This is a genomic window from Lysinibacillus capsici (assembly GCF_020217405.1).
In the GTDB taxonomy this organism is placed as follows: domain Bacteria; phylum Bacillota; class Bacilli; order Bacillales_A; family Planococcaceae; genus Lysinibacillus; species Lysinibacillus capsici.
This window is the reverse complement of sequence record NZ_CP084108.1, coordinates 3071267-3090244: the sequence shown is the minus strand read 5'-3', so window position 1 is coordinate 3090244 and position 18978 is coordinate 3071267. Positions and strand designations below refer to the sequence as shown.

Annotated in this window: 18 protein-coding genes and 1 riboswitch; all 18 genes read left to right on the top strand. The window is 36.0% G+C overall.

Annotated features, from left to right (window positions below; all coding sequences use genetic code 11):
• The first annotated feature begins 25 nt into the window (after nt 1-25).
• The 18 genes from comGA (at nt 26) to LCP48_RS15120 (ending at nt 18676) form a co-directional block, all read left to right on the top strand.
• Nucleotides 26-1045, top strand: a complete 1020-nt coding sequence (gene comGA / locus LCP48_RS15205) for a competence type IV pilus ATPase ComGA (protein WP_225340352.1) — start codon at nt 26-28, stop codon at nt 1043-1045.
• Complete coding sequence (gene comGB, locus LCP48_RS15200; RefSeq protein WP_004231041.1) at nt 1020-2093, top strand: competence type IV pilus assembly protein ComGB; 1074 nt, start codon at nt 1020-1022, stop codon at nt 2091-2093. The genes comGA and comGB overlap by 26 nt, the downstream gene beginning before the upstream one ends.
• 10 nt (nt 2094-2103) lie before the next feature.
• A complete protein-coding gene (comGC, locus tag LCP48_RS15195; protein WP_004231042.1) occupies nt 2104-2442 on the top strand; it encodes a competence type IV pilus major pilin ComGC in 339 nt (112 codons plus the stop codon).
• Nucleotides 2442-2879, top strand: coding sequence for a competence type IV pilus minor pilin ComGD (comGD, locus tag LCP48_RS15190; RefSeq protein ID WP_225340351.1), 438 nt, complete (start codon nt 2442-2444; stop codon nt 2877-2879). Before comGC ends, comGD begins: the two co-directional genes overlap by 1 nt.
• Nucleotides 2872-3189 carry a hypothetical protein gene (locus LCP48_RS15185; protein WP_009370183.1) on the top strand — a complete coding sequence of 106 codons (318 nt, stop codon included), beginning with the start codon at nt 2872-2874 and terminating at the stop codon, nt 3187-3189. Before comGD ends, LCP48_RS15185 begins: the two co-directional genes overlap by 8 nt.
• Nucleotides 3182-3607 carry a competence type IV pilus minor pilin ComGF gene (gene comGF / locus LCP48_RS15180; protein ID WP_004231048.1) on the top strand — a complete coding sequence of 142 codons (426 nt, stop codon included), beginning with the start codon at nt 3182-3184 and terminating at the stop codon, nt 3605-3607. The genes LCP48_RS15185 and comGF overlap by 8 nt, the downstream gene beginning before the upstream one ends.
• 16 nt (nt 3608-3623) lie before the next feature.
• On the top strand, nt 3624-3785 hold the full coding sequence (locus LCP48_RS15175; protein WP_225340350.1) for a hypothetical protein: 162 nt from the start codon (nt 3624-3626) through the stop codon (nt 3783-3785).
• Nucleotides 3786-3805: 20 nt separating this feature from the next.
• A complete protein-coding gene (locus LCP48_RS15170; protein WP_004231053.1) occupies nt 3806-4321 on the top strand; it encodes a shikimate kinase in 516 nt (171 codons plus the stop codon).
• A gap of 144 nt (nt 4322-4465) precedes the next feature.
• A riboswitch (glycine riboswitch) is annotated at nt 4466-4558 on the top strand.
• A 248-nt stretch (nt 4559-4806) separates the two neighbouring features.
• Nucleotides 4807-5910 (top strand): glycine cleavage system aminomethyltransferase GcvT, encoded by a 1104-nt coding sequence (gcvT, locus tag LCP48_RS15165; protein ID WP_004231055.1) that lies wholly within the window; start codon nt 4807-4809, stop codon nt 5908-5910.
• Nucleotides 5911-5935: 25 nt separating this feature from the next.
• Nucleotides 5936-7282, top strand: a complete 1347-nt coding sequence (gene gcvPA, locus LCP48_RS15160) for an aminomethyl-transferring glycine dehydrogenase subunit GcvPA (protein WP_004231057.1) — start codon at nt 5936-5938, stop codon at nt 7280-7282.
• Complete coding sequence (gene gcvPB / locus LCP48_RS15155) at nt 7275-8738, top strand: aminomethyl-transferring glycine dehydrogenase subunit GcvPB (protein ID WP_004231058.1); 1464 nt, start codon at nt 7275-7277, stop codon at nt 8736-8738. The genes gcvPA and gcvPB overlap by 8 nt, the downstream gene beginning before the upstream one ends.
• A gap of 436 nt (nt 8739-9174) precedes the next feature.
• Nucleotides 9175-9942 carry a macro domain-containing protein gene (locus tag LCP48_RS15150; protein ID WP_202341209.1) on the top strand — a complete coding sequence of 256 codons (768 nt, stop codon included), beginning with the start codon at nt 9175-9177 and terminating at the stop codon, nt 9940-9942.
• 30 nt (nt 9943-9972) lie between these two features.
• Nucleotides 9973-10920 carry an ADP-ribosylglycohydrolase family protein gene (locus LCP48_RS15145; RefSeq protein ID WP_225340349.1) on the top strand — a complete coding sequence of 316 codons (948 nt, stop codon included), beginning with the start codon at nt 9973-9975 and terminating at the stop codon, nt 10918-10920.
• 29 nt (nt 10921-10949) lie between these two features.
• Nucleotides 10950-11333, top strand: coding sequence for an SMI1/KNR4 family protein (locus LCP48_RS15140; protein WP_225340348.1), 384 nt, complete (start codon nt 10950-10952; stop codon nt 11331-11333).
• A 277-nt stretch (nt 11334-11610) separates the two neighbouring features.
• Nucleotides 11611-11769, top strand: coding sequence for a competence pheromone ComX (gene comX / locus LCP48_RS15135; RefSeq protein WP_004231062.1), 159 nt, complete (start codon nt 11611-11613; stop codon nt 11767-11769).
• Nucleotides 11760-14096, top strand: coding sequence for an ATP-binding protein (locus LCP48_RS15130; RefSeq protein ID WP_004231064.1), 2337 nt, complete (start codon nt 11760-11762; stop codon nt 14094-14096). Before comX ends, LCP48_RS15130 begins: the two co-directional genes overlap by 10 nt.
• A 275-nt stretch (nt 14097-14371) precedes the next feature.
• Nucleotides 14372-17221 carry a hypothetical protein gene (locus tag LCP48_RS15125; RefSeq protein WP_004231066.1) on the top strand — a complete coding sequence of 950 codons (2850 nt, stop codon included), beginning with the start codon at nt 14372-14374 and terminating at the stop codon, nt 17219-17221.
• A gap of 153 nt (nt 17222-17374) precedes the next feature.
• A complete protein-coding gene (locus LCP48_RS15120; protein ID WP_225340347.1) occupies nt 17375-18676 on the top strand; it encodes a hypothetical protein in 1302 nt (433 codons plus the stop codon).
• Nucleotides 18677-18978 lie beyond the last annotated feature (302 nt).

The following is an 18978-nucleotide window of genomic DNA, read 5'->3' as shown; positions in this document are numbered from 1 at the left end:
AATGAACTAAAAGAGAGGTGCATATATGCAGAGTTTTGAAACAGTTGTCGAACAAAAATGTGAGCAACTTTTACTAAAGGCCTATCATTTTGGAGCATCCGATTTATTGTTAGTTCCAGGAAACATAAAGTATCGGATCTATTTTCGGAAATATGATAAACTTCTCCACGCTGGTGAGCTACCTCATGAACTTGCAGAAAGAATGATCTCTTACTATAAATTTCTTGCCGAATTAGATATTAGTGAGCGTCGTAAACCTCAAAGCGGTGCCTTTCAAAAAGCAATGGAGCAAAATTCTTATTCGTTTCGAGTATCCACACTGCCTTCTGTATTTTTAAAAGAAAGCTTAATTATTCGTTTACTTCTCCAAAATCATGCATTTCCACTAACTTCCCTAAGCTTTTCCAAAAGCGCAGCTCACCAACTCATGGAGCTGGTACAAAACCGACAAGGTCTTCTATTTTTTACGGGAGCAACAGGTTCTGGCAAGTCTACTTCACTTTATTCCCTAATCCATTACTGTTCCACAGAATTGAATCGACATGTGATTTCTTTAGAAGATCCTGTAGAAAACAGCCAAGCCAATTTACTTCAAATTCAAGTCAACGAGCGAGCAGGCGTTACATATGCTGCAGGATTAAAAGCCATTTTGCGCCATTCACCTGATGTCATTATGATTGGTGAAATTCGCGATAGAGAAACAGCAAATATTGCCATTCAAGCCTCTCTAACAGGGCACTTAGTTGTCTCCACTATTCATGCAAAAGACTCCATTAATTGTCTCTATCGTTTAATGGATTTAGGTGTGTCGATAGAGGAGCTTCGTCAAACGGTTATCGGTATAGTTGCCCAAATGCTTGTTCAGACCTCAGCTCTACATGGAGAACGTCGAGCTGTCTATGAAATATTACATGACGATCATCTATCAAGAGCCATCACCGCCATCAAGGATATGGGAAATTACAAACTTCCTTATGACTTAACATTAATGGGGCAAAAGGAATTAGTGGAGAGCCTATATGCAGTTACAAACATACATCGATAAAATTGTTCTTTTTTATAATCGGGCTACGAAATGGCGGGTAAAGGAGCAAGCTCAGCTTTTCAATCGTTTATGTGTATTAATGCAGGAAGGATATTTATTTCCCCAAGCTATTTCCATGCTACTACCTCATCATATCGAAGCACATGAGGACATACAGCACCAAATTGATGAAAAGCTCAGACAAGGAGTAGGGGTTGCAGGGATATTTGAAACATTACAGCTAGGGAATCATTATTTAATGGCAATTAAGGTGGCGGAAAACAATGGCCACATGATAGAAGCATTTAAAGGTGTGGCTAAACAGATAACAGTAAGTGAAAAGACTAAGAAAAAGCTAATCAAGCTGCTGATCTACCCTGTCACACTGATTATCTTTTTATTGTTGTTATTTTTTGTGTTTCGTACATTTTTTTTACCGAACATTGAAAGAATGGTCGTCAGTCGTACCTCTGAAACAGAAGAGACAAGTATTGCGTTGTCCAATCTGTTATTACATGTACCAGATGTAGTTATCTCGACCATGTTCATAGTAATAGGTAGCTTAATCATTTTTCGATTCTATCTCAAACGACAAGCTGTTGCTCATCAACTAACAATTTTATTAAAAATCCCCTTTATACAGCGCTATTTTAGGCTGGCATTGACAAGGCAGTTTGCTGCTTATTTAGGCAGCTTACTACAAAGTGGCTTTTCATTACAAGCAAGCCTTCAGCTATTAGAGGAACAGCAGCTACAACCATTTCTCCAAGTTCTTTCACAGCGTATAAAAGAAAGAGTCATCTTTGGAGAATCACTGACACAGGCGGTAACGATGATGGCCGTTTTTCAAAAAGATTTTCCAATGTTCGTAGAGCATGGCGAACACAGCGGTTATTTAGGAAAAGAATTAGTATTGTATAGCGATTTATTAATGGAAAAGCAGGAACAGCTTTTACAAAAAATATTAGCTTTTGTGCAGCCTAGTTTCTTTATCCTTATAGCTGCTTGTATAATAGCGGCTTATATCAGTTTATTATTACCCATCTATCACATGATTGAATTAGTTTAGGAGGAAGATGATGAAACGTCTCAAACAACAAGCTGGTTTTACTTTAATCGAGATGCTTATAGTTCTGTTAATTATATCCATTCTTATTTTAATTACAATCCCAAATGTTACAAAGCATTTCGCCACAATAGATAAGAAAGGCTGTACAGCTTATATAAGCATGGTACAAGGCCAAGTAGAGGCGTATCGTGTAGATTATATGGCTTATCCTACCTTAGATGATTTAGTGGCAAAAGGCTATTTAAAGGAAAATGAAACAACCTGCCCAAATAAAGAAGAAATAGTCATTACTAATGAGGGAGAGGTACGCCCAGCCAATGTCAACTTGGAAACAGGTACTGATAGCTAATGAATGTTCATAAAAACGGTGGTTTTACGATTCTTGAAATGCTGGTTGTCTTATTTCTTGTTATGAGTTTAACAGCGATTGTTAGTAAATTCTCATTGAAAATAGCAGAAACCAAGGAATTAGAACGGTTTTTTATGCAATTACAACTGGATATTCAATATATTCAAACCTCTAGTATGAGCCAACGACAATATATAGCCCTGAAAATGGAAGGTTCAACAAATCGTTATACTATTCAAAAAGATATTTATACTCATTTATATGAACGCTCTTTTCCAAAGGGGGTTGAATTTTTGCCAGCTGAGAGTTCAATTCAAACACTTGTCTATAACTATAGCGGCAATGTGATGACAGCAGGCACCATGGCATTTAAAACACCACAGGGCAAGAAAAAAGTAATCATAACATTAGGACGAGGGAGAGCTAGGATTGAATGAGTCAGGCTATTCTTTTGTAGAAACTATTTTAGGTGTGGGTATTTTGATGTTACTTTGCACCTCGTTAATCCCCATTACCTATACGATGAAAACAAATCTTGCTAATAAAAAAATGGAGCTAATTGCAGCTGAAACAGCATACGAAGGTTTAAAACAGTACCATGCGATACAAGTAACAGAGGGCTCTCGAATCATTGAACAGGTTGCTTATCATTGGAAAGTTGACGAACAACAAGTTTGTGTCCAATTTCAAAATTTACTGGAGTCACGCCAAAAATGTATTCAAGTGACAGGTGAAGTGCATGAATGAGAAAGGCTATACTTTAATAGAAGCTATGTTTCAATTAGTCGTTTTTGTGCTTATTTCTCATTTTTTTGTCCTTATAATACTTTGGTTTGCTGAAATGAAGTCCACTATGCTAACAGATGAACAAACAAAGTGGGAACTATTTGTTTCTGATTTGAACCTCTCTCTAAAAGATATTTCCACCTTTTCCATTCGGGAGGATCAAAAAAGAATAACTTTCCAAACAGCTAATACGCTCCATCATATTGATTGCTACTCGAATATTATTCGTGAGCAGGTAAAGGGTGGACATGTTCCTATGCTAATAGGAATCAATAAATGTCAATTTAGCTATTCCGAAAATAAGCTGACGATAGCTGTTGAAATGGATAGTGGTATTCAAAAGGAGCGAACCTTTTATGTGCCAATTATTGAAAAATGACAGAGGGGCTATTTTTTTGATCGCAATTGCATTATTATTTTTTGTAACTACTTTTGTTCTTGCGTATTATATGTCTTATGAAATGCAGTATCGAACATATGATGGGCTAGAAAAATTGAATGTTCGAGCTACGATAAATTTATTGGGACAAATTTTGTCAGACAGTGTAGAATCGTAGTTATAAGAAGGTGAATCGAATTGCGAAAAATATATTTAGTTGGTTTTATGGGTAGTGGAAAAAGTGCATTAGGAAGACGTTTAAGCTATTTATTGAAGATGCCATATTATGATATGGATCATGAGATTGTGCGTCAGCAGGGGATGACAATTCCACAGATTTTTGAAAAATACGGTGAGGCCCACTTTCGAGAAATAGAAACAGAATTTTTGAAAAATTTCAGGGACGAGGCTTGTATTATTTCGACTGGTGGGGGCGTTGCCATCAATGCTGAAAATCGAAAAATTATGAGACGCAGTGGACTGGTGTTTTTTTTAGATGCGTCGTTTGAGGATATTTATAAACGAGTTCAGCATGATCCAAATAGACCCATTGTACAGAGCTCTACAAAGGAGGAGCTAGAAAGTCTGTATCACTACAGAAGGAAGTTTTACCGTGATGCAGGTCATATTCAGGTACTGACAGAAGGTAGGACGATTCGCCAAATTCTAGAGTATTTAGTATTTCAAGTAAAAAGGTTGAAAAACGAACGATGATTTACTTTGTTTTATTTAATGTTCGTGTTTTATTATCTTTTAAAAAATGATTGCCTTTCCAATGCATTTAATGTTAGGATATAGACAAATAAGTAACTAAATGTTCATTGAATACTAAATAGTACCAAGATTTATCTTGGGCGGATGATTGTGCGGGGAGAGAGCGTGTAGACGCCACCGAAGGAGCAAGTAGCAATGGGCTATGAATCTCTCAGGTAAAAGGACTCGTACAAGACGCAACTCTGGAGAGAGCTGTAGTATAACAATAACAGCCACCAAAGGGGAAAGCCGACTGATTGGCAACGTAGAGCTTGCGAGCCAGTCTGGTGTAACTTTCAGGTGCAAGGACAGAGAATCCCGAAAAGGGGTTCGTCTGTCTTTTTTTATGTCTATAGCCTGATTTATGTAATTGACTGTAGGAATACAAAAAGCAGACGAACTACTACCAGTAAAAATGTAACTAACAATAAGGGGGCAAAAAAAGAATGGCGAATGAATTAAAACGTACACCTCTATTTGAAGAATACGCGAAATATGGTGCAAAAACAGTTGACTTCGGTGGATGGGAATTACCTGTTCAATTCTCTTCTATTAAAGAAGAACATGATGCAGTGCGTAATCGTGCAGGCTTATTTGATGTATCACATATGGGAGAGATTTTAGTAACTGGTCCCGATGCATTAGGTTTTTTACAAAATCTTTTATCAAATGATGTATCAAAAATTGTTGACGGTCAAGCACAGTACACGGCAATGTGCTACGAAGATGGTGGCGTTGTTGATGATTTACTAACATATAAATTAGCTGACAATCACTATTTATTATGTGTCAATGCAGCTAACATTGAAAAAGACTATGATTGGATGATGGAAAATCAACATCAATATGATGTGACGATTGATAACCAATCGGATGCCTATGCACAAATAGCTCTTCAAGGTCCACTAGCAGAAGAGGTTCTTCAATCCCTTACTTCGACGGATGTAAGTGCCATTAAATTTTTCCGCTTCCAAGAGAATGTGGAGGTTGCAGGACATAAAGTTTTAGTTTCTCGCAGTGGCTACACTGGTGAAGACGGCTTTGAATTATATGGTGCTCCAGAAGACATCAAAGCGCTTTGGGGTAAAATTTTAGAGGCAGGTCAAGAAAAAGGAGTTGTTCCAGCTGGACTAGGATGTCGTGATACACTTCGTTTTGAAGCTGGGCTACCACTATATGGTCAAGAGCTATCAGCAACAATTTCTCCTCTAGAGGCTGGTATTGGTTTCGCTGTGAAATTAAATAAAGAAGGCTTCATTGGTCATGAAGCATTAGTAGCTCAAAAGGAAAATGGTCTACCACGCAAACTTGTAGGCATTGAAATGGTTGATAAAGGCATTCCACGCCATGGCTACAAAGTGTTTAAGGATGGTCAAGAAATCGGTGAAGTGACAACGGGTACACAGCTTCCTTCATCTAAACGTAATGTTGGTCACGCATTAATTGACAGTCAATTCGCAACAATCGGAACTGAGTTAGAAATTGAAATTCGCGGTAAACACTTAAAGGTAATAACAGTAGAAACACCGTTTTACAAGCGTTCAAAATAATAGTTGAAAAGAGGGACCTACATTTATGAAACATCGTTATTTACCTATGACGGAGCAAGATCAAAAAGAAATGTTAGACGTAATCGGTGTATCCTCAGTCGATGAGTTATTTGAGGATATTCCTGAGAAAGTCCGTTTTAAAGGCCTTTATGATATTAAAGAAGCAAAATCAGAATCTGCTTTATTAAAAGAGTTAACGGCACTTGCTGCTAAAAATAAGGACACAAATGCCAACGTATCATTTTTAGGTGCAGGTGTTTATAACCACTATAAACCAGTGATCGTAGACCATGTTATTTCTCGTTCAGAATTCTATACAGCTTATACACCATATCAGCCAGAGATTTCACAAGGTGAGCTACAAGCCATCTTTGAATTCCAAACGATGATTGCTGAGTTAACGGGAATGGATCTTGCTAACTCTTCTATGTATGACGGTGGTACAGCATTGGCAGAAGCAGGTATGTTGGCAGCTGGTCATACGCGTCGCAAGAAAATTTTAGTGTCAGAAGCAGTGCACCCAGAATATCGCGATGTTGTTGCTACATATGCATATGGTCAATCCATTGATATCGTGACTATCCCGCAAAAAGACGGTGTGACAGATGTGGATGCATTAAAAGAGTTAATCGATGACAACACAGCAGCTGTTATTGCCCAATATCCAAACTTCTTTGGCCAAGTGGAAGATATCCAAGTGATCGGGGATATTGCACATGCTGCAAAAAGCTTACTCGTTGTATCTTCTAACCCATTGGCATTAGGAATTTTAACGCCTCCTGGCAAGCTTGGTGCTGACATTTGTGTAGGTGATGCGCAAGTATTTGGTATTTCTGAAGCCTTCGGCGGCCCACACTGTGGTTTCTTTGCAGTGACAACAAAATTGATGCGTAAGGTACCAGGACGTCTTGTTGGTGAAACAGTGGATGGTGAAGGCCGTCGCGGATACGTATTAACACTACAAGCACGTGAACAACATATCCGTCGTGATAAAGCAACTTCGAATATTTGCTCGAACCAAGCACTACTTGCACTTGCAGCTTCTGTAGCGATGACAGCTCTAGGAAAACAAGGAATTCGTGAAATGGCTACTCAAAACATCGCGAAAACACGTTATGCAAAAAATGCCTTTGAAGCAGCAGGCTTTACAGTAGCATTCCAAGGCGCACACTTCAATGAAATCGTTGTGAAAACGAATAAATGTGTGAAGGAAATCAATAAAGGCTTAATCGAAAAGGGTATTATCGGTGGCTATCCTTTAGGTCAAAATTATGACTCTCTTAAAAATCATGTGCTAATCGCAGTAACTGAATTACGCACGAAAGAAGAAATTGATGCACTTGTTGCAGAAATGGGGGCTCTTAATGCATAACGAAAATCAATCACTCATTTTTGAAATTTCAAAAGAAGGTCGCGTTGGCTATAGTTTAGAAGCACTAGATGTGCCTGAGGTAGACCTAACAGATTTATTACCTGCAAACTTAGTACGTTCAGAGGCAGCAGAACTACCTGAAGTGTCTGAGCTTGATATTATGCGTCATTATACAGCACTTTCTCGTAGAAACCATGGAGTAGACTCTGGCTTCTACCCGCTTGGCTCTTGTACGATGAAATATAATCCGAAAATTAATGAAACAGTTGCACGTCTTTCAGGATTTGCAAATGTTCACCCATTACAGGATGAATCAACAGCACAAGGGGCAATGGAGCTTCTTTATGATCTTCAAACTTCTTTAGTAGAAATTACTGGGATGGATGAAGTTACATTACAACCAGCAGCAGGTGCTCATGGTGAATGGACAGCGTTAATGATGATTCGTGCCTTCCATGAAGCAAATGGTGAAGGACACCGTAACAAGGTAATCGTTCCTGATTCAGCTCACGGTACAAACCCAGCATCAGCGACAGTAGCGGGCTTTGAAACAATCACTGTTAAATCAGATGAAAATGGCTTAGTTGATATCGAAGACCTTCGCAAAGTAGTAGGTTCTGATACAGCAGCTCTAATGTTAACGAATCCGAATACACTAGGGTTGTTTGAAGAAAACATTATCGAAATGGCAGAGCTAATTCACTCTGTAGGCGGTAAAGTGTACTATGATGGTGCGAACCTCAATGCTGTAATGAGTAAAGCACGTCCTGGCGATATGGGCTTTGACTGTGTGCATTTAAATTTACACAAAACATTTACAGGCCCACATGGTGGCGGTGGTCCAGGTTCTGGTCCAGTAGGTGTAAAAGCAGATTTAATTCCATTCCTACCAAAACCAGTATTAGTAAGAACTGAAGAAGGCACATACCACTTTGACTACAATCGTCCACAATCAATCGGACGCGTAAAACCTTACTATGGTAACTTTGGTATCAATGTTCGTGCTTATACGTACATTCGTACAATGGGTCCTGATGGCTTAAAAGCTGTTACAGAATATGCTGTATTAAACGCCAACTACATGATGCGTCGCTTAGAGCCATTCTATGATCTACCATATAACCGTCACTGTAAACATGAATTTGTCTTATCGGGTCGTCGTCAGAAGAAACTAGGCGTTCGTACATTAGACATCGCAAAACGTCTGTTAGACTTTGGCTACCATCCACCAACAACATACTTCCCATTAAATGTGGAAGAGGCATTGATGATTGAGCCAACTGAAACAGAATCAAAAGAAACGTTAGATGCATTCTGTGATGTAATGATTCAAATTGCGAAAGAAGCAGAAGAAAATCCATCAATCGTTCAAGAAGCACCTCATACAACAGTCGTATCTCGTCTAGACGAAACACGCGCTGCTCGTACACCAGTGCTTCGTTATCAAAAAGCATAGTCTACAAAACCGTTCACATTCATGTGAACGGTTTTTTTGCACCTTAAATTACAAGCTAAATAAATCTTCAATAGTGAAATGTATTACAGGATTATGTGATAGCTAATTTGCATGTTGTAAGTACAAAAGGTAAATCAAAAGTAAAAGATTCATTTTGCTTTATTAAATGTATGAAAAGACAGGCAATAGAGGTTTCGTTGATAAGTATATAAGATTGGTGATAAAAGACACTGATCTTGATTTATTTCCATTAAACGATTTAAACTGGGAAGATACTTGTAATGTTCAGAAAAATTTAAATCATTGTGTGGAAAAGGCACCATAAAGGGATTCGATTTATGGACTTAGAGTTAGTGCCTAACTATCTACAATCGATAGTATAATTAATCAAAATCTTTGATAGGTTTAGGGTGGTTCTATTAAGGGGGTTAAAGTAGTGGAAGAAGATATCAAGTTTGGTGATAGTCTATTATACTATAAATGTGATAATATTGAATTTTTAAAAGGTTATGGACAATTATATACAGAATTTGATGATGGCGTTGCAACTAGGCAGATCAACATAATTAACAACGATATGTATAGTTCTTCATCATTGCATGATTGGAACGAAGATATTGGATTTTTATTGTATGACGGACATATCGATAATTTAGATTTAAGCGATAGTATACCTATTACTCGATTAGAATTTGAGAATAAATGGCAGGAAGGAATTGTAGCTAACAAATCTCAAATTAACTACTTAAAGGGCGATGCTTCTCTTCCTTTAGAAGAACATACACTCATCATCCATGTTGTTAATATTTTAGGAATTTGGGGAAAAGGCTTTGTTTTATCTTTATCAAAGCAATTCCCTTTAGCCAAAAGGGAATATGTAAAATGGTCTAAGGATAAAGAAACTTTTGAGTTAGGAGAAGTTCAGTTTGTATGTGTAGACCAGCAGAAAGCTACTTTTGTTGCTAATATGCTTGCACAACATGGTGTGAGGAAAAATGACAAAGATCGTACAACCTATATGGATTATGATGCGCTTCGTTTATGTTTAAGAAAAGTTGCGAGATTTGCATTAAAAAATAGATTATCGATACAGATGCCTAAAATTGGTTCAGGTTTAACTGGAGGAGATTGGAGAGAGATTGAAAAAATAATAAATAAGGAATTGATTTATTATAAAGTTGAATGTACTGTTTTTGAATTGTGATAATTTAAAAAAAAGTTAGGGGTGGTATCTATGGTAGATACAAAATTGCGGGAGCGGGTGTTTGACACTTTATACGGTGGGATTATTGGTGATCTAATGGGCGTACCTGTTGAGTTTAAACAAAGAGGGACTTTCCATGTGCAAGATGTGATGGGGTACGGTACTTATAATCAGCCACCTGGCACTTGGTCTGACGATACTTCTCTAACACTCTGCCTAGTCGAGAACATTATTGAAAATGGGGATACCAAAACATTAATGAACAAATTTGTACAATACATGGAGCAGGGCTATCTCACACCATTTGGCGAAATGTTTGATATTGGAATTACTACAGCCGAAGCCGTTTCGAACTATAAAAAAGGTGTTCCGCCAGCACAATGTGGTAAAACGGGCGAGTTTGATAATGGCAATGGTACGTTAATGAGGATAGCTCCTTTAGTATTCATGGTCATGCATGAGGTAGATTTTACTAAAAGAAAAGAATTAGTTCATCAGTATACAGAGATTACTCATGGTCACCCGCGTTCCATAGTAGGGTCCATCATTTACATTGAACTATTATTAAGCTTATACCGAAATAATTCACTAGAAGTGGCCTTAAAAGAGGTCTTTGACTTACTGCAAAATAATTTACAGAATGAAATGAGAGCAGAGCTAAATGCTTATGCAAGGATTTTTCATGAAAACTTTTTAAATACGCCTGAAGATGAGATTCAATCAAACGGCTATATTGTTCATTCGCTAGAAGCGGCCATTTGGTGTGTAGGTAATTCTACAACGTTTAAAGACGCGATTCTAAAAGCAGTTAATTTAGGAGAAGATACGGACACCGTTGGGGCGATTACAGGATCAATCGCGGGTATGTATAAACAGTTGGACAAAATTCCAGAAGAATGGTTAGGTAAAATTGTCAGTAAACAAAAGGTAGATGACTTAATCTTGGCGTTTTATGAATTTTGTGCAGCACAGACGTAAAAAAGTTTATTGGAAAGGACGGTGACGACATGTTACCTATACATAATAGCTATACAGCAAATCCACCAGCAACAGATCACCATATTGTACACATAGAACATAGGCTGAATTGCCAACTTCCTAGTGCGTATACACTTGTATTAAAGGAAAGTAACGGTTTAACATTTACAAACGGCGTGTTCATTTATGGTACAGAGGAAGTTTTAGAAAGAAACGAGACTTGGGAAGTGGAGGAATATGCAAAAGGCTATATTGCAATTGGTGATGATAGTGGAGGAATGGTCTTTTTAATGGACATAAAGGTAGAGGATTGTCGTGTTTTAGCAGTAGATAGTGGTGATATGAATCCAAAGCATGCAACATTGATTACTTGTGATTTCTACAAGTGGCTACAAGAAGGGTGTCAGTATTAGCAAAAGAGACAAATGAAAAGCTTCTTCCTACTAGAAGGAAGGAGCTTTTCATTTGTTTTTATGTCTATTATTGGAGAAAAATAATTGAAAATAAAGCAAAATTATTACGTAATCTATTATTTTTTGAATTTTTTAGAAAATTATGTTGAATTATTGGAGAGAGGTAGTATAATGAAAATATAGTTACATAAATGGTTAATAATTCCTTATTAAGAGGAATTATTGGCAAAAAATAGTGACTATAAATTTAAAAAAATGAAGAAATGAGGCGATTTTAATGATTAACATGATTCAGTATTTAGAGCAAAATCCGACGTTAGTGACATTGTTAAAAGAAAAAAAAGCTTCTCTCATTGGTGTAACAGCATTAGAACAAAAGGCAATATTGGATTCGTTTGATGAAGAACTGAACCTTGAAAATCGTTTGTGGAATTAAAGACAAATAACAATAAAAGGTTTTGGTTTACTATAAGTGTATATTTAATAATAGGTCTCTATTTATTATTTATCATTTATAGTAAACCTTTTATTAATATAGAGGTTAAAGAGGAAAATGATGTTTGGAAAATAACGAATCCTTATTATAAAGATTGGGCTTTAAAGCAGCAAATAGAGATTGGAGATAATATTTTAAGTGTAAATGGGAGTAATATAGATAAAATAACTAATCTTAAATATGATTTAGTAATTAGATCAGCAAATGAAATAACAATAATGAAACCGAACGGGGAACTAAAAGAGATAAAAATAAAGCCGTTTGACATCACTCAACAGTTCTATTCTGTTCTCCTTGTGCCAACTAGTTACTATTTATTATCTCTATTAATTTCAATTTATTTGTATCTAAAACCTAAAAATACAATCTTAATAAACTTATTAATTTTGTTTATTTTATCTGTTTCTTTAGCATATCTAAGCATAGGTGCTTCAGGTATATTAAACCCTTTTGGAATTATAGTAAACCGTGGGAGCATGCTTCTCTGTCTAGTTCTTTTATTAAAGTTTTTGAAAGAGTATTTTGGCTTCCTAAATATAAGATGGCCGTTTATAAAAAATATTAATTCGTTATATATACTTCCTATAGCTGTAATTATTTTAAGTATCTTCGGAATAGTTTATGACGGAATTCATTCTATAGTTTCAAGTATTATTTTAGGTCTATTTTTTTTATTACTAGTAGCTATTCTTAGTATAATGATTTTTAGTTACGTTAAATATAGAATTCCAGAACTTAAAATCCTATTAAGTAGTATAATAATTCCTTTTATACCATTCCTTTTTCTATATGCGTTACCAGAAATTTTTTTCCACAATCAAATTCTTTCGGCAGATATAAGTTCAATATTTCTTTTACTAATTCCATTCAGCTTCATTTTTACACAACTCACTGAACGTATTTTTGATATGGAGTATTTCATTTCTCGATTACGTTATTATTTTAATTTCTCATTTGGCTTTACGATATGGCTATTAATCGGTTTATATTTATTTGCAGATTTATCAGTTTCGCGCATGACGGAGATTTTCTTTTTTGCCTTTCTATCGTTAATGGCGTTGTTCTACATCAAAGAGCGGATTGATTATCGTAAGCGGAAAATTTTATTTTCTACAAAAGGCGACTACATCCACCGCTTGTATACGACCGTTGAGAGTATTGGTAGAGTGGTGAAGATTGAGGACTTATTAGAGAAATTTGTACAAGAGGTTGTGGTTCAGCTTGAAATGGAAAGTGTGTATGTGCTCACATATGATTTTCAAACGCATCAAGTTACCTTAACAAATAAATCCAAAGAATACACGCAGCATCAAATAGATGAGGTATTAGTCGAACGATTAGGCTTGGGAGATATTAAAAAGACAGATCATTTCTATATTGCCTTTATTCATCAAGATGTGAACTATAAACGAATCCTTGTTGTGGATCATAATAAAACGATTTATCTCAAGGACGAGGAACTGCTATGGCTAGAATTATTGCTGCTCTATTTAAATAATTTTATCGAAAACACAAAAATGGTTGAGGAGCTTTTAAATCAGTTAAAGCATATGAAAGAAGCCGATAATCGACAGCTACCATGGCTCAATAAATTACTCTGGCTAAGGTTCGAGGAAGAAAAATATCAGTTGGCACAGGAACTTCATGATACGATTTTACAAGAACAATTGCACATTGCAAGGGAGATGGATGTCCTCATGCATACAAAAGAAAGAGAGGAGATCCCATCTAAACTTATAAAGCTTCATGAACATATGATTATCTCTCTGAATGATTTGAGGGGCTACTGCGAAAACTTAAAGCCACCTCTATTAGATACATTAGGCTTAAATGCAGCCCTTGAAAAATTAATACAAAAAATTCATAAACGTGCTAATTTTGTTTTGATATATACGATTGACCGCCTCTATTTAGAGGATGAGCGTTTAAATTTAATGATTTATCGACTGTTCCAAGAACTATTAAACAATGCGTTAAAACATTCCTATGCTAATACAGTTGAAATACATTTACTGGGCACCGAAGAAGGATTCCAAATTTTGTATAGTGATGATGGTGTTGGTTGTAATATAGATGATATTCTACTTGCCGATTCTATGGGCATACAAGGAATGCAGGAGCGAGTTCAAGCTTTTAATGGGAAATTCGCATTAGATAGCAAAGTAGGAGAAGGGATGACGATTCGTATTCAAGTAAGTGAAACCCAACATACGAATCCCTATACCTATAAGACCCTGACCCGACCAACTTATATGATACAAGGATAACCAGATGAAGCGGAAGCATACGTGCATATACTTTTTTAACACCTTTTAATCTCTTCGTAGAGGCTACGAATGTGGGTTAGAAGGCTTTTGTTTGAAAATGTATTTATTTATATAAGTTAATAAATCAAAAATGATAAAATGTTATCAAAAAAATATCATTTGGTGAATAGTAAATCAGGAAAAAATGCACTTTTTAGAGTATTTACCTAATATTCAAGGAAATTATGGCCATATGACCGATATAATCAGGAGAAGGATTGAGGAGGTCAATAGATTTGAATAAAAAATTATTTTTAACAGCAGCAGCTATTCCTGTTGCACTTATTGTTCCCACTGTAGCAGGTGCGGCCGAAACAGTTTCAGTCACTGGAGATAATATCGTCAACGCAACATTAAAAGTAGAAAAATTACCAAATGATAGTATCGTCAATGCCTATCAATGGTATTATCTAGAGGAAATTACTGGGGAAGAGGGTTCAACAAATAAGCCCATTTCTGGAGCAACATCTATTTCCTTAAAAGTGCCTGTTGAAGCAGCTGGAAAAAGCATTTTTGTGGAAGCAACTACGACAGACGGTAAAAAATTTAAAAGTGCACCGCGCACTATTCAGCCATTAGAGCTCGATATCACCATTCCGACGTTAGAAGGTCAATCCGCTGGTTTTGTAGCACCTGGAGAAACAGTGAAAGTAGCTGGTATTACTGTAACTGATAAGAAAGGTGCAAAATTGCAAAGTGATCAAATTACATATAGTTATCAATGGTTTTATAAATTAGGTGATAACTCCTTTACTATCATAGAGGGTGCTTCAGGTAGTACATATACGATTCCGAAGGATGCTATTGAAAAGGATATTAAAAATATTGCTGTCACTGTCAAAGCAAACGTGGGTCTTTCCTTTGCGGAATCTAAACTATCTGATACCATCACGGTCTCTAAACAACCCACTGATACTTTAACGAAAGAGATTAAAGCTTTACTGGTCAATGATAATAAATACAATGTATCAAGCATAGCAGAATTTGGTGCTAAAGTTGCGGAACTAGAAAAAAACTATCAATCCTTATCAGCAGCAGCTAAAGGTAATGTGTCTAATTATGATGTCTTAAAGCGAGCACTTGCTGATATTGAATTAATAACTAAGTTAAATGAAAAATGGAGCAAAATAGAGACTAGTAATGAAAAAGAAATAAAGGAACTAGAAGATGCTTATAATAAGCTAGATCTGTTACAGCGTAGCTTAGATGTAGGTGAGACCCTATATACGGGCATTAAAAATCTGTTAAACGAGCCAAATGATCTTGAAGAGATAAAAGAAGTGAGAAAACTCAATCAAGCTATTATTAATTTATTATCTTATGAGAATTCACTTGTGAAGTATGTAGCTTCTGATGTTGATTCCTTACAAGCAAGCGTGAAGACAATCGAAGCAGATATTGAGAAATTATCACAAAGCTACCGAGCTGCTGTTCAAAACCAAGCAATTTTGTCTGAGGCTAAATCGGATATTAAAAAGGTCGAGCAATTCATTAAATCATTTGATAAATTAGCTACAAATAGTACGCCTAATAAACAAGTGACGACTGCTAAATCAATCCGTACAGCCTATGAAAAATTAACATATAAACAATTAAAGTTAGTGCCAGATGTGTATGTGCAGCGTTTGACTACAGCAGAACGTGCAGAAGAAAGCCAAATTATAAATTTAAATAATGTGATAGATAGCTATATTAGCGATGATGTCTATCCGTTCAATCCGTCTGCTGGTTCATGGCAAAGTCATGTCAATAATGTTAATCAAATGATTAAGGAGTATAAGAGCTTAACGAAAGCCTCGGCAGCACAAATTATTGGCTACGATAGTCTTGTTACCTTACAGAAAGATTTAAAAGCAGCTGAAAAAGTAATTAAAGATATGGATGCCTATCAAAAGTTATCTGCAACAACTGGTGTGACGGAAAGTAAACTTAATTCAAGCTATACCAGTACTTTAAAGGCTTATAATAATCTTACAAATTTACAGCAATCACTTGTATATAATGCTGAAGAATTTTTACTAAACACGCCAAAGATTTCAGTTGATGGCAATGGTAAAGTGCCTACAGATAAAGCAGCAGCAGAGTTGTTAAAGGCGGATATTGCCAAATTTGCGGATGTTACGAAATATTCATTCAATCAATTAGAAACCGCTGTTAATACAGCTTCTGAATCCTATAAAAAATTGTCTTCAGCTGCAAGAAAATACGTGACAAATTATTATTTATTAACAGCAGCAAATAAGGATATTACAGGTGTAAAATCCTTCTATAAAAAAATACAGACTGCTAGAGAAGAAACAGATGCTGCGAAAAAGGCTAAAAAAATTGAAACAGTGCAAAAAGCTTATGCGAAATTACCTGCGAATCAGCAGCATTTAGCAAAAGAACAATATGAAGCTTTATTAAAAAATCAAAATATAGATGAAAATGCATCGAAAATTACACAGTTAAATAATGATATTGCCACAATTGTTTCCAATAATCTCTATGTCGTAACGATTGAACGTATTAAAAATCTTTCTACACAATATAGTAGCCTTAGTTCAAGTGAGAAAAAACTGATTACGAACTATGATATTTTAAAAACTGCGCTTGCAGACGTGAAAAAAGTGGAAAGCTTTATGAAGACCTATGAGAAATCCTTTGCTTCAAATCCAAGCACTGTGATCAAGGCATATGAAAAGCTTACATCTAAACAAGTGAGCCTGATTGATGCAGGAACTAGACAATTGATTATTGATAAGCAAAAAGGACAACAGCAAACGAATGAAAATGCATTGTCATTAATTGAATCCATCAATTCACTTCTTGTAAAAGGTGAATATATCAATGGTTTACAGGAGAAAGTAAGTGAAATCCGTAAAGCCTATGATGCTCTGAGTGATGCTGATAAGAAGGTTGTTAAAAATTATTCGAAGCTCACACAAGCAGAGGGTGATTTGAAGAAGGTTGAAGAGGTGCATGCTATATACGAACCAGCAGGGAGCAGTAATGATGCTGCACGTAAAGCGTGGCAAACAGCCTATGGAAAGCTCTCTAAAAGATTAGAGTTACTCTATACAAACATGTATCCAACGGAGCAATAATTGCTACTTTCAGATGGCCTCGAACAATTTTCGAGGCTTTTCTTTATACATAAGATTTGTCTAGTAATTTGATTGTCCGCTATACTATGTACAACAAAGGAAGAAATTTTTTACATAAAGATTGTAGTTTCACAAAGAAGGTAGGAACAAAAGATGTATAAAATAGGTGTTGTTGGTCCCATTCAATCCGTTGAAAGAATTATTGCCTTAGCACGAGAAATCGAACAGGATATGGAATTTATTCCGTATATATATGAAATGGCGACGGAAACAAAGCATCTTGTGGAGACACATAATCAGGCTGTCGATTTCTGGTTGTTTTCTGGTTACATCCCTTATAAGCTTGCCAGTCAAACGAATGTATCCAAAGATAAATTGACCCATATTATTTTTTCCGAAGCGGCTATTTATCGGGGTTTTTTAGAGCAATCCTATCAGCAAAAAAAGTTTATAGAAAATGTTAGTATCGATATTATTCCTTCGCCTTCTCAAATGGCTTCAGAAAGTCTTGCAGAGATTCAGCATAATGTCCATCATATGTATCTAAAAGAATTTGATGTCGCTATTGATCCACAAGAGCTATTTGATTTCCACTATAGTCTTTGGCAGTCGGGCAAAATTGATTTTGCGATTACTTGTTATCCCTCTGTAGATGAAGAGCTGAAGAAACGAGGAGTTCCATCTTATTGGGTTTCCCCGACAAAAACAGAAATTTATCATACAGTTCAACTTTTTACAGAGAAGATCAAAACGTCCTATTACAAAGAGACACAAATTGGTGCAGTCATGCTTGAAATTAAGGACTTCGATTCATTAAAAGAGCGCATGAAGCAAGGCTATCGTATTCAATATTTAGAATTGCGTACGAAGGAAAATCTACTACAGCTCTGTGAACAGATTGATGGCTCTCTTATTGAAGAGGGGAATGGCAAATATACGATTTTTAGTACAAGAGGTGCCATTGAAGGGCAAATACGATTTTTACAGGAAAAAATGTATCAGTTGTCGATTGAAATGGAGACAAAGGTGACAGCAGGCATTGGCTTTGCTCAAACAGTGTTCAATGCTGAGTTACATGCTCACCGAGGACTAAGACAGACGAAGAAAAATGAGGCTATTGACATCGTGATGATACAGGATGATGGCACCATTATTGAATCAGTAGGGAATGTAGAAGAGCTATCCTATTCCTACCGAGCAGAAGACCCTTATATTTTAGAAAAACTAAAAAAAGGGAATATTAGTATTAAAACCTATATGAAAATCCATGCACTTGTACAAAAAATGCATTGGAAGCATTTTACGACAAAGGATTTAGCGACACAACTGCAAATGAGCGAGAGAAATGCCCAACGAATCGTAGCAGATTTATGTAAAGTAGATTTGGCGAGAATTTGTGGGGAAGAATTGCAGCATACCCGAGGCAGACCTATTAAAATGTATCAACTTGTCTGAAAAATTACAGAAATGTTCCAAACCAATAAATGGTGTGGGACATTTTTTTATGCTTTTTGAAGCCTTAAATACTGATAAATCACTAAATTCAGCGGTTATTTAGGTAAATAATAGGGATTTACGAAGACGATTATCTATTAGAAATTTTCAAAAAAATCTTGTCTTTTTATTGAACTTTGATTATTATACGAATATATAACGAAAATGTCGGTATATAAAAGGGGATTTACGGACAAGGGGGCAAACATATTCAAGAATAGTCGTGGCAATAAAGAGAGGATTTCTATATATGGGAGGGATAT